Consider the following 11,701-nt stretch of genomic DNA (forward strand, 5'->3'; position numbering starts at 1 on the left):
CGCCACGCAATGCCGAGAATCAGCGGTTGCCTTGGTGATAATCCAGGAGTGGAAGCGCTGGACATGAACCTGCTCGTCGCGCTCGACGCGCTGCTGGACACCAACAGCGTCACTCTCGCTGCACAGCGCTTGAACACCTCGCCGCCCGCGATGAGCCGGACGTTGGCCCGGCTGCGTGTCGTGCTCGATGATCCGTTGCTTGTGCGGGCCGGCCGTGCACTGGTGCCGACCCCCCGCGCGCTCGAATTGCGCTACGAGGTCAGCACTCTGGTAGAGCAGGGACGCGCGTTGCTCACCAAGCGCAGCGACCTCGATCCGGCGGCGCTGCGCCGCACCTTCGCGATTCAGGTGGGTGACCTCGTGGTCACCGAACTCGCGGCGCCACTGCTGGCCGCGGCGCGAGCGCAGGCGTCCGGTGTGACGCTGCGTTTCGTGCCCGACGCCCCCGAGGGCGCGGCGGCGCTCCGTGACGGGCGCGTCGATCTCGAGGTGGGGGTGGTCGACCACAGCGACCCGGAGACCACTGTGCGCAGAGTGCTCGGCGACCGGGTGATCGGGGTGGCTGCCGCCGACCATCCTCTGGTCACCGACCGCGTCACCGTCGCCGCTTACGCCGCCGCGCGGCATCTGAGCATCTCGCGCGACGGACGGGTGCACGGCCCGATCGATGACCGGCTCGCTTTGCACGGCCGCACCCGGCGTGTGGTGGCTACCGTGCCGACGCTGACCAGTGCGCTGTTCGCGATGCGTGGCAGCGACCTGGTCTGCGCGGCACCGGCCATGCTGAGCGCCGCCACACTGCCGGCGATCGGGTTGAGCGCGTTCGAAATCCCGCTGCCGCTGCCGGAAATCGCGATCGGGCTCGCATGGCATCCGCGCAACACCGCCGACCGGGGCCATCGTTGGCTGCGCGATCTCGTCCAGGAGATCCTGCTGCGCTCAGCGGCGGCGGCGCGTCCACCGAAGCAGCGCAGCGCCAAGTCCGATCACGCCGGGGGCGGGCTGGACAGTCGGTAGTCGGTCGGGCTGCGTCGTGCGTCGGCGCGCTCGGACTGGTGGCCCTTGGGGGCTGCGTCGCCCGCGGGCGCAGCGAAGACATCGGAGCGGCCGAGGGAAGTCGCGGCGGTCCGCTTGAGCTCGTCGAGCATCGCTTGCAGCTTGTCGACGTGGGGGTTCTCGGCCGGTGTGCGGTCTTCCTCGGCGGCTCGGTGCGCGCCGGTGAGCCCGGTGCCGGGGGGTGTGGACCCGTTCTGATCGCGGGGGTGATTCGAGCCCGGTTCGACGGACGCGACGCTGTCGTAGGTTTCGTTGTCGTAGGTTTCGTTTTCGCGCGGCGAGAAGGAAGTCGACGACGCGGCAGGTTCGCTCGCCGCGGGAAGCGTTTCGCGCAATCCGAGGCCCTGCTCGCGCGGGGTCGGCGCCACGGTGAAGGACACGGCTGGCGCAGCGGGTGTTGTCGTGGTGAACGACGCCGGTTCGCGCGTGGCGGGAGCGGTGAAGTTCTGCTCGGAAGAGGTTTTCGGTTCCCTCCGGGGCATGGCGGGTGCGTGGGGTGGAGTGAAGCCCCGCTGCGCAGTGCTGTTCGGCTCGTGCGCCGCGTGCACCGGTTCGCGGTGCGAGTCCTGTGGTCGTGTGCCGTTGCGCGAACCGGTGGATTCTCGGGCGGCGCCGTTCTGCGAAGCATGCGCCGACTGCGTGGTGTCGCGTTCCGATCGGCGTGTGTGTGACCGACCGGCGGCTACCGGAGGTAGCGCAGCCGCCGAATGGTCAGTCGCGGCCTGCCGGTCATCCGACGACGGGGCTGCGCCGGTCTCCAGCTGTTCCACTCGTGCGTCGATGCCCGAAATATCCTGTGCCGCATGGAAAGCCCATGCCTCCAGCTTGGCCAATCGAGCCTCGATGGTGTGTTCGTCGGTCACGGCCGGCGTGCCGTCGATCCGGGCCGCTACCGTGTCCAGCTTCTCGCTGACCTCTCGGAGGGTCGACGCGATACTCGACAAAATCGCGCCGATCGACTCGGCGGTCTGCTGACCGTGCTCCATCCAGTATCCTCTTCCCCGTATCGGCCCAGCTCACACTCGGCCGGACGATTCTATCCGCCCAGTTGGACATCCGCGGCTCGCGAAGAATCTGTGCTACTCCGATCCGTTGACCTGATCGGATCAGCGTAGGCCCACGGGTTTACATCCACGCACGCGGACTGCTCGGCAATCCGGTTTGTCCGAAAGCATTCGCCTATCGCAATGCGGCTGCGTCGCGGAAGGTCGCAAGGGTGCTGCACGCATCGTCGCGCACATCATCGTGCCATCCGATGCGAAAGGGAAGGTGTCGCGGGATGGCGGCAACTATCAACCGCCGATTTCGCGTGGGCGCCTGAGTGCATGGCATGATGAAAGTCCTTGTGTTGCAGAGTAACAATGCCGATCCAGCGATCAGCCACGCTTGTGACCCGCCCGAGCGCGGGGTGTGCCGGACTGGCGAGGTAGACGAGTCTGACGCACTCTTGATCTATGGCGTGGGTCGCCTGGCCTGCGGAGTTTGTGCAGGGGAGTGGTCGCGTGAGAACGAAGCAGCGGGCGGAGATCGCCTGCGGGCGCCGAGCGCTTCTCGCCGAATTGGGTATCGGTGACGGTTCCGGCCGGGTGGACGGGTCGTCGAACGGCTACGCCTGCGAGTGCCCCGATTGTTCCGCCGCGCAATGGGATATGCAGCGGTTGAAGTACTGGCTGTGCGGCAGGCTGCTGGCCTACGGAGCCGACGAGGCCGAAGTTGATCGCCGCATCGGAACAGTGCCGGTGGACGTGTACTGGCGCAAGGGCGATCGTGTGTACGCGATCGAGGTCCGCAGTGGCCCGTTGGAGCGCGGACTAGCCCAGGAGCACACCGCACGCCTGCATGCCGCGGGCTGCGCGGATGTGCTCTGGCTGTGCCCGCCCGGTTACTGGGTGCCCTATCTGCACGCGTTGGGCATGGCGGACTTCGCACCCGCCGCCTGCGATTACCGTGCGGTGACCGGCGTGTTGGACACCGAGCACGCCATGGCGGCGCCACGGCGCGAGCCGGTCGAGTTGCGTGAGTTCATCGGGGGCTGGGTCCGCGGCGAGTTCGTCTGGGGTTATCGGGACGAAAGGACAGGAGGCTGGGCCACCGTGACCGACTGGGAACACCACACGAAGATGCAAGCAACTGTCATCGCCCGGCAGCGCCAAGAGCTGGTCAACCAACGAACGTCGCTCGCTGTGACCCGGAAGTCGTTGCGGGACAAACAGAAACACGTGGTGAAGCTCATTACGCGACTGGAACGCGCGGACGTGGCGGCGCAGGATCAGGCCGACGCCTTGGCCGCCGCCCACCGCACGATCGCCGACCACGACCGGCTGGACAACGTCCTGCGCAACACCATCGCGAACCTCGAGCGGACCATCGAACGCTGGCAGCTGATCACGGTCTGCGCCATGCTGCTGATCGTCACGTTCCTGGCGGCGGCGATGGTGGTGCGCTGAGCCGGAAGGGCGCTCGGTCCCACCGCCATTCATTGCGCAGCACCAGGGCGAGAAAGTCCAGCAGGTCCAGGCCGGTCTTCGTGCGCACCTCGCGTAGCGCGGCCCAGTGCACCGGGCCGCGTGCGACCAGGTCGCGCAGCATCTGTTCGCTCGCTGCCTCGACCGGGCGTGCACGCAGGTCCGGGACTCCGATCCGGCTGCCTGTCCACACCAGCCATCCCCAGCCGTTGGCGTGCGCGTACGCACGGCTCGCGGTTGCCTTGACCCGATTGACGTGGAACCCGACGTGGCCGAGCGGCTCGACGTCGATGAGAAGCACCCGCCGGTCGGCCAACCGCGCGACGAGGCTCGGAAAGTGTGATCGCTCGGTGCCATCGAGGTGGTAGGTGACCGCGCAGGGGTGTTCCTGGAACGTGTCGACCGAGTCACTCGCATTGAGCAGCCGGAGCAACCTGGCCTCCAGACCGGAGTCGAACCGCACGTCGCGGCCGACTTTGTCCAAATAGAAGCGCCCGCGGCCATCGTCGTCGCTGTCCACCGTGCGCGCGGAAGTGGTAGGGACCGCGGCCACGGAGCCGGATCCGGGCCAATCGACCTGATCCAACCAGGGATTCAGCTGACCGGTGGCCGGTGGTTGGAAAGCGTGCAGCTTGGCCAGCCGCCGGTTGGTCTTCTTCTGCCAGGCCGCGATGCGCTGGGTGACGAATCCGGCGATCCGCTTCGCGTCCTCCGCCGGGTGCCCGGCCACCCGAAGCTTCAGATACGACAGCTCGGTGGCGGCGATGTCGGTGTCCGTCGCGTATGTCTCCACCAGCAGCGCGCGTACCAGCTGCCGGTCGCGCGCGTCGAGCGGATAGCGCGTACCGAGCACTGCGGCAGCACGGTGCCCGGATTGCTGGGCCATCCGGATCAGCTGACCGACCGCCTTGGTGTGCAGTTGCCGCACGCGGTCGCGGGACAGGTCGTAGCGGGCGCCGAGGTGGGCCAGGGTTTCCGGCCGCTCGCCGGCTATCCCGAGCCGAGCCGTCAGCAGTTCGCCGTCCTTGGCCTTGCGATCGGCCCGCATCGCGATCAGCTCGGCGAGCATCTCGTTGACCTCTTCGAGTTCGAAGGAGATGTCGTCGCGCAGGTCGAGCACCTCGGGATCAGCGTCGTCGTCCGGCGTGACCTCCACGCTGATCGCCACGCGACAACCCCCTGACTCGACTCCGGCACTGTGTGCCACAGCGTATCGCCACCTACCGACAGGCGACCTCGACCGCTGCCGTTCCGATACGCACGACCAGGGTGTGGGAGACAACTGGTGGCGGCGTCTCGGGCGCACATGAACTTCCGTGAGGCCACGGACCGAGCTGCCCGGGCACTTCGGTCGCGGTCTGAATTGTCTGGTACGCCCGCCGTCTACCCTCGCCGAACTACGCCAGCGGATGCGCGGAAATTCTGGCCGCGGCCGGGAGAGTGTCAGGCGGTACGAAGTCCACAACTCAGGCGTCGCACTTCGCCGCTCGTTGTCCGTACTTGCGGTACAAGGAGGGTGCGCGCGTCGACCTAGACCAGGATGCAGGAACTCGCGCAGGCCATCACGGACTACAGCGCGCTGATCATGCAGCGTCTCAGCAAGAAGTTCGAGGAAGACGGCGCACGGCGTGTCGGCCGGTGAGCTTCCCGCGTCATCGGAGCCAAGCCATGGTGTGACTTCAGGCCAAGAGGCCGTATCACCGTAGCCTTGGGACATGGACCTTGGGGAACGGCTCCAATCCGTTCGGAAGCGTCGCGGGCTGACGCAGCGAGAGCTTGCGGAGTCCTCTGGGGTGTCCTTGTCGCTGATTCGCAAGATCGAACAGGGCGAACGCGACGACACCCGCATGGACACCCTGCGCCGGTTCGCTGTAGCGCTGGGTTGCCCGTTGACGGTCCTACTCGGCCCCGATCCCACACCGCCGCAAGGCAACGGTGGGGGTGAGCTGTGGACGCCGACACACGAAGCTCTGGCGTCGATGCGCGACGCGCCGACGGCGGCGGAACCGCTATCGGTGCGCAGCCTGGAAGCGGCCTTGTCGCACGCCACGCGGCTGTATCACGACAACGAATACGAACGTCTGGCCCGCGTCTTGCCGAGTCTGATAGACGACGCCAATTCGGCCCCAGCGCTGTTGCGGTCGCGCACGCTGCAACTGGCCGGCTCGGTGATGGTCCAGACCCGCCGGACCGATTCGGCGCGCATAGCGCTGAACCAGTCTCTGACCGACGCCGAATCGACGGGCAACGTCCTGGACGCGGCGTCGGCGGTGATCACCCTGTGCTGGCTGCTGATTGTCGAACGGCAATTCGATGCGGTGCGTCGTCTCGCTACCCGGTGGGCCGACCGGGTAGAACCCCGGCTGTCGGTCGCGACGACGCGCGAGATTTCGACCTGGGGATGGTTGTTACTCCGGGCCTCAGCGGCGGCGGTACGCGACAACCGACCCGATGAGGCCGACGAGATGATGCGACTTGCCGCCGCCGGTGCGGTCGCTGTACGGCCCGAACCTGGTCCCTATCACCAGTACTGGACGACGTTCGACCTGGCCACGGTGGCTATGAAGCGGGTAGAGAACGCCGTCGTCGACGATCGCCCGGACGTCGCGTTGCGCCTGGCCCGCGATATCCCGCCGGACCAGCGGCCGACGTCGGACAACCGGAACCGGCACCTGATCGACGTATCGGCGGCCCACGTGGAGTTGCGCCACTACGATGCCGCTTTCGACGTACTGGCGTCGCTATCGCGAGATGCGCGGCCGTGGCTGGTCGAACAGCGCTCGGCGCGTGATCTGCTGGGCCGCATCATCTCCAAGCGTCGCACGCTCACGCCGGAAATGCGCGACCTGGCCGACTTGGTCCAGCTCGAATACTAACGGCCGCAACCAATATCGGATGTGGTACTTCTCCGGCCGCGTCTAGAAAGTGCCATTGTCGGCGGCCCCCGTTCGCTGTGACGCTCGGTGCAGCCGCGCCGTCGGGTCGAACTCGATTCCCCGGCGGCGAGGCCTACCAACGGCACCAGGGGAAGGTGGGGAATGGACTACGCGCTCGGATGGATAGACCCGTGTTCACCGACACCGGAATGGGACACGGCGCAGGTGCGCCGGTTGGCGCGGCGGCTGGGATACCCGTTGCGGTTTGCCGATCCGACTTCCGTGCTCGGTCTGGTCGAATAAGTCGAGTCCTCGGGTGCCGAGGTGGTCTGCTGTCGTCTTCGGCGCACGTGGACGCGGTCACGCTGGACCGGTTGATGTCGGTTGTCGACGTCGAATGCGCCGCGCCGCGTGCGTCATTCGGCCGCTGGCCCGCACTCGGCGGGATACGTCGGTGAACGCGATGCAAGCCGCTCTTGTGTTCGTGATCGCACTACCGCTGGCCGTCACCGTCGCAATGATCTTCTGGCCGTCCGACTACGACGACTGAAGTGGCGACGGCGGCAAATGAACGGAATCGTTACGCGCTGGCGAGCTTCTGTTCGAGAATTCAGGCGTCGACGTCGTGTTCGTCGTAGAACCGGCGACGGCCGATCTTGAACGAGCGCGGGCTGCGCCCCTCTCCCGTTAATTGATCGGCGTTTGCGGGTTGACGCGCAGTCGGGTCGGGTGGCGGTCTTGGCGGGTCACTGCGTCTGTGTCAGGAGGCTGAACAGCAGGAAAGGCACCTCCCGAGTTTCTCGAAAAGTGCCTCTGACCTGGTACTACGGTGGTGCGCGATACTGGGATTGAACCAGTGACCTCTTCCGTGTCAGGGAAGCGCTCTCCCGCTGAGCTAATCGCGCGAGGTGGAGACGGGAATCGAACCCGTGTGCACGGCTTTGCAGGCCGTTGCCTCACCACTCGGCCACTCCACCGCGCAAAGGGGGGACGGCGTATCACTATTGCCTAGCCCTACCTCTCGAGCGGATGACGGGATTCGAACCCGCGACCCTCACCTTGGCAAGGTGATGCGCTACCAGCTGCGCTACATCCGCATTTCGCATTCCCGGGGGCCGTTTCCGGTCTCCGTGGTGCGAGACAGAACATTAGCCGACGCTGGGTGAAAGGTACAAATCTGCTGGTAGAACGGGGGAAATCCAAAAGGTTGCTCACTGTAACGGTGGTGGCCCCTGTGGTTGGTGGGGGAAATGGATACCTCTGTGGGGATACCTCGGGGTCAGGTCGTCGGTCCGGCCGCGCCCGGGTGTTGGTCGCGGCCGCGTCCTGGTGGTCGGCGGGCGGGTGGCGACCGACGCGCTCTCGAGCCCTCCGGAGCGTGGCGGCTCGATCGTGCAGGGCGGCGCAGGTACCGGTGCGCCCTCCGGGGAGAGTCTCCGTGCGAGCGGGCCGTCCCCGCGCTGTCCCGGTGGCGATTTGGTGAACTACCGGTGCCGCGTGCTAATGTTTCGTCTCGTCCGGCGAGCATCCCCGCGCCGCCGGCGCTAAGTCGGGTCTCATAGCTCAGCGGGAGAGCGTCCGCCTCACACGCGGAAGGTCGCTGGTTCGATCCCAGCTGGGACCACTCGAAAAAGATGCCCTGACCAGCGCAAACTGGTTAGGGCATTGTCGTCTTCTCTGAGCCCGCGCGAACGAGTGTGGCCGAACTCCGAACCGTCCAGGTTCTCTGCTGAACCCATCACCACTATCGCCTCGCCATGGCGAAGTCGAGCGGCTGCATCGACGTGACGCGAGAACGACGAGTAGGCAGATGAACTACCGACAGGGAGCGATTCTCGTGCGCGTGGACGCCGATCTCGGTGGCCGGCTGGAGCGCCTGACGTTCGCGCTGATCCCGTCTCGGATCCGCTCATGGTCAATCGCCTACCGGAGCCGGTGACGTAGACCACGGCGTGCCATGTGACTCCATTGACCGGCATGTTTGCGCGTACGCGGCGGGTAAGAGTTGGAAGCTGATCGATCGGGTGTTCCGCTACCGAAATCGCGGTCCGACGACCAAGGCCGCTGCCGGGAGGCCGTGGTCCCCGACGATGTCGCTTTCGCCACCTGGACGGCGCCGAGTAACTGCTCGCCATGGTCCTCGACGCGCAAGTGCCGGTCGTCAGAGTGATCACCGAGGCCGGGCATTGGGCAGTTCAGCCGCTCATGGAGCCTTGGTCTACTGTGTCCTGGATCACAAATAGGCGCCAGTTGGCGCCGTGGTGCCGGTTGATCTTTCCAAAAGTTTTGCGAAGTCTTTACTATGGTTCTGAGCTTCGCGCCATGGTCGCCTCCGAGTTGCGGAGGGGTCCGGTATTCGCTCGCCGCTCGATTTCGATGCCAAGAACATGTTTGACCGATGAACCGGGTCCCAGCCCGGCGAAGGAGAGAATATGTCCACCGACACCGACACCGACACCGACACCACGCCACGGACGTCGCTGCATGCCGGTGCAATCCATGGCCCGGCTGGAATCTGCCGTGCTGATTCGCCGCCCATGTCCATGGGCTGCCTTGTCGCCCTTTCTCTTTCATCAGGCGCCGCGGCGGCTTTCAGTGCCGAGCATCGCCGTCGCCGTTCGCGCGGTCGCTGGATGGAACGGAGGTTCGGTCCAGCGGGCCGGATCGGCCTTCGATCTCGCGACCGCACCCGTCGTCGGTGGCATCGCTCAGATCGCGGTGAATGCAGAACCGCTGAAGCCGGTAGGGATTGCTGTGCGGTAGATCACCGTCACTGCAGCGAGCGGGAAGTGGGCCGACGCAGGCCGCCCAAGGTTCTCAGCCTTTGCTAAGTCTTTACTAATACAATTGCTCCCGTTTACATCTCGACACAAAGCCGTGTCGGGACTGCTTCACCGCGAGACGCCGGTTCGCGGTCTTGTGCCCTGCTGGACATGTTGATCGTCAACCGACCTCGGCGAAGAGCCGAGTCGGCGAAGGAGAGTCATGGCTATCGATCACGATTTAGCTCCCCCACTGTCAACCCCCACAGCGACGCGCCGGGGACGCGGTTTCGGGCCTCTGTCCGGCCGTTTCTCCGGCATCCTCCGCCACGATCTGCCCGCCTCGATCGTGGTTTTTCTTGTCGCACTACCGCTTTCGCTAGGCATCGCCGTCGCCTCCGGAGCTCCGGTCGCCGCCGGGCTGATCGCCGCCGTGATCGGTGGCATTGTCGCCGGACTGCTCGGAGGTTCGGTCCTGCAGGTGAGCGGCCCTGCTGCCGGCCTCACCGTGGTGATGGCCGAAACGATCAACCAATTCGGCTGGCGAACAACGTGTTTCATCGTTTTTGCCGCTGGCGCGCTGCAGATCCTCTTCGGTCTCAGCCGGGTGGCCAGGGCGGCGTTGGCGGTGGCGCCGGTTGTGGTGCACGCGATGCTCGCCGGTATCGGCATCACCATCGCGCTGCAGCAGATCCATGTGCTGCTCGGTGGTTCCTCGCACAGTTCTGCCTGGCGAAACGTCCTCGAGCTGCCCGGGCAGCTGATGTCACTGCACGGCGGCGGTGCGTTCATCGGCGTGGTCGTGATCGCGATCCTGATCGGCTGGAAGTACCTGCCCGCCAAGGTCCGCGTGGTACCGGGCCCACTGGTGGCGGTCCTCGCGGGCACCGTGCTGTCCCTGGTGCTGCCGATCGACGCCGAACGCATCGTGCTGAACGGCTCGCTGTTCGACGCGATCGGCCTGCCCGCACTGCCCAGCGGAGACTGGTCGGCTCTGGCGCTGGCCATCGTCACCATCGCGCTGATCGCCAGCGTGGAGAGCCTGCTGTCCGCGGTAGCCGTCGACAAGATGCACTCCGGCAAGCGGACCGACTTCGACCGTGAGTTGATCGGACAGGGCTCGGCCAACATGCTCTCCGGCCTGCTCGGCGGTCTGCCGGTCACCGGGGTGATCGTGCGCAGTGCGACGAACGTGCAGGCGGGCGCGCGCAGCCGGGCCTCCGCGGTGCTGCACGGCATCTGGATTCTGGTGTTCTCGGTGGCGCTGGTCTCGGTGGTGCAGCAGATCCCGAAGGCCGCGCTGGCCGGGCTGCTCATCGTGATCGGCAGCCAGCTGGTCAAGCTCGCCCATATCAAACTGGCCCGGCGCACCGGAGATCTGCTCGTGTACGCCGTCACAGTGCTCGGCGTGGTGTTCTTGAACCTGCTCGAGGGTGTGCTGATCGGTTTGGGGCTGGCCTTCGGCCTGCTGCTGTGGCGGGTGGTCCGGGTGGTGATCAGCGCCGAGTCGGTCCCCGGCACGCGGCGCTGGCTGGTCACCATCGACGGCTCGGCCACTTTCCTCGCACTGCCGAAGCTCTCGGCGCAGTTCGCGAAGATCCCCGCGGGCGCCGACGTCACCGTGGAGATGACGGTCGACTACCTCGATCACGCCGCGTTCGAGGCTATCGAGGAGTTCGCGCGCCAGCAGCGCAGCCACGGCGGCAGCGTCGATTTCGTGGAGATCGGCGGTGCCAGGATGGCCCACGCCGCGGCGCGGCCACCCGCGCGCAGCTTCGCCCGATCGGTCTGGGATGACATTCTCGGCCCCTGGCGACGCGACGAGGGACACGAAAACCCGGTCGCGGCGGGCGTCGCGGCCTACCACCGCAGTCACGCGCACGTCGTCCGGCCGCATCTGGACGAGCTGCGCGACAAGCAGGACCCGGATTCGTTCTTCCTGACCTGCTCGGATTCGCGAATCGTGCCGAACATCATTACCAACAGTGGACCCGGCGACCTGTTCACCGTGCGCAACGTCGGTAATCTGGTGCCCGCCGCGGGGGACGCGTCGGTCGAGGCGGCATTGGTGTTCGCGTTGGAGGAGCTGAACGTCCGATCGGTCGTGGTGTGCGGGCACTCCTCTTGTGGAGCAATGGCGGCGCTGCACTCCGGGGCTGAGGTTCCCGGCGTGGACGCCTGGCTCACGCATGCCCAGCCCAGCTTGGAGCGGTTCCACGCCGGGCATCCCGTGGCGGTCGCGGCGCAGGAGGCTGGTTTCGGCGCGGTCGACCAGCTCGGCATGGTGAATGTCGCGGTGCAGTTGGAGATGCTGGAACGCCACCCCGCGGTGCGCAAGGCGGTCGCCGAGCGCGATGTCACGGTGTCGGGTCTGTTCTTCGACATCGCCAGTGCCCAGGTCATCGCGGTGACGGTGGACGGGATCGCGCATATCGACGACGCGGCACGCCGGCGGACCGCCGAACTCGTGTGATCGACGGACGGATGATCCCGCCCGGGCGTGCAGCCCGGGCGGGATCGTGGCAGGCGGTCGCGTGGGAGC

8 protein-coding genes and 4 tRNA genes are annotated in these 11,701 nt (G+C 66.5%); 7 read left to right on the plus strand and 5 right to left on the minus strand.

Annotation, left to right across the window (positions count from 1 at the left end):
* The first annotated feature begins 48 nt into the window (after positions 1–48).
* The gene (locus tag ACT86A_RS07380; protein ID WP_445091227.1) at positions 49–1,017 is read left to right on the plus strand and encodes a LysR family transcriptional regulator; all 969 of its coding nucleotides are present in this window, start codon (positions 49–51) and stop codon (positions 1,015–1,017) included.
* Here ACT86A_RS07380 and ACT86A_RS07385 read toward each other — a convergent pair.
* Positions 987–2,042, minus strand: a complete 1,056-nt coding sequence (locus ACT86A_RS07385) for a hypothetical protein (protein WP_445091228.1) — start codon at positions 2,040–2,042, stop codon at positions 987–989. The genes ACT86A_RS07380 and ACT86A_RS07385 overlap by 31 nt on opposite strands.
* 516 nt (positions 2,043–2,558) lie before the next feature.
* On the opposite strand from ACT86A_RS07385, the gene ACT86A_RS07390 reads away from it, so the two are divergent.
* Complete coding sequence (locus ACT86A_RS07390; protein ID WP_445091229.1) at positions 2,559–3,503, plus strand: hypothetical protein; 945 nt, start codon at positions 2,559–2,561, stop codon at positions 3,501–3,503.
* On the opposite strand, the gene ACT86A_RS07395 is transcribed toward ACT86A_RS07390, so the two are convergent.
* Entirely contained in the window at positions 3,469–4,689 is a 1,221-nt protein-coding gene (locus ACT86A_RS07395) for a sigma factor-like helix-turn-helix DNA-binding protein (RefSeq protein WP_445091230.1), read from the minus strand. The genes ACT86A_RS07390 and ACT86A_RS07395 overlap by 35 nt on opposite strands.
* A 547-nt stretch (positions 4,690–5,236) precedes the next feature.
* Here ACT86A_RS07395 and ACT86A_RS07400 point away from each other — a divergent pair.
* Positions 5,237–6,397, plus strand: coding sequence for a helix-turn-helix domain-containing protein (locus ACT86A_RS07400; protein ID WP_445091231.1), 1,161 nt, complete (start codon positions 5,237–5,239; stop codon positions 6,395–6,397).
* A gap of 162 nt (positions 6,398–6,559) precedes the next feature.
* Positions 6,560–6,700, plus strand: coding sequence for a hypothetical protein (locus ACT86A_RS07405; protein ID WP_445091232.1), 141 nt, complete (start codon positions 6,560–6,562; stop codon positions 6,698–6,700).
* 527 nt (positions 6,701–7,227) lie between these two features.
* On the opposite strand, the gene ACT86A_RS07410 is transcribed toward ACT86A_RS07405, so the two are convergent.
* The 3 genes from ACT86A_RS07410 to ACT86A_RS07420 all read right to left on the minus strand — a co-directional run bounded on the left by ACT86A_RS07410 (position 7,228) and on the right by ACT86A_RS07420 (position 7,494).
* Positions 7,228–7,302, minus strand: a tRNA-Val gene (locus ACT86A_RS07410).
* Position 7,303: 1 nt separating this feature from the next.
* Positions 7,304–7,374, minus strand: a tRNA-Cys gene (locus tag ACT86A_RS07415).
* A gap of 47 nt (positions 7,375–7,421) precedes the next feature.
* Positions 7,422–7,494: transfer RNA gene (locus tag ACT86A_RS07420), tRNA-Gly, on the minus strand.
* Between the two features lie 455 nt (positions 7,495–7,949).
* Here ACT86A_RS07420 and ACT86A_RS07425 point away from each other — a divergent pair.
* From ACT86A_RS07425 to ACT86A_RS07435, 3 genes are all read left to right on the plus strand, one after another.
* Positions 7,950–8,021 (plus strand) — tRNA-Val (locus ACT86A_RS07425).
* 186 nt (positions 8,022–8,207) lie between these two features.
* Positions 8,208–8,336 carry a hypothetical protein gene (locus ACT86A_RS07430; RefSeq protein WP_445091233.1) on the plus strand — a complete coding sequence of 43 codons (129 nt, stop codon included), beginning with the start codon at positions 8,208–8,210 and terminating at the stop codon, positions 8,334–8,336.
* 1,046 nt (positions 8,337–9,382) lie between these two features.
* Entirely contained in the window at positions 9,383–11,632 is a 2,250-nt protein-coding gene (locus tag ACT86A_RS07435; RefSeq protein WP_445091234.1) for a SulP family inorganic anion transporter, read from the plus strand.
* Positions 11,633–11,701: the final 69 nt, after the last annotated feature.

Source organism: Nocardia glycosmidis (genome assembly GCF_052545115.1).

Bases quoted from the DNA above. Each gene is read 5' to 3' on its own strand.
- ACT86A_RS07405 (WP_445091232.1), top strand. From the start codon at position 6,560: ATGGACTACGCGCTCGGATGGATAGACCCGTGTTCACCGACACCGGAA.
- ACT86A_RS07435 (WP_445091234.1), top strand. From the start codon at position 9,383: ATGGCTATCGATCACGATTTAGCTCCCCCACTGTCAACCCCCACAGCG.
- ACT86A_RS07385 (WP_445091228.1), bottom strand. From the start codon at position 2,042: ATGGAGCACGGTCAGCAGACCGCCGAGTCGATCGGCGCGATTTTGTCG.
- ACT86A_RS07430 (WP_445091233.1), top strand. From the start codon at position 8,208: ATGAACTACCGACAGGGAGCGATTCTCGTGCGCGTGGACGCCGATCTC.
- ACT86A_RS07400 (WP_445091231.1), top strand. From the start codon at position 5,237: ATGGACCTTGGGGAACGGCTCCAATCCGTTCGGAAGCGTCGCGGGCTG.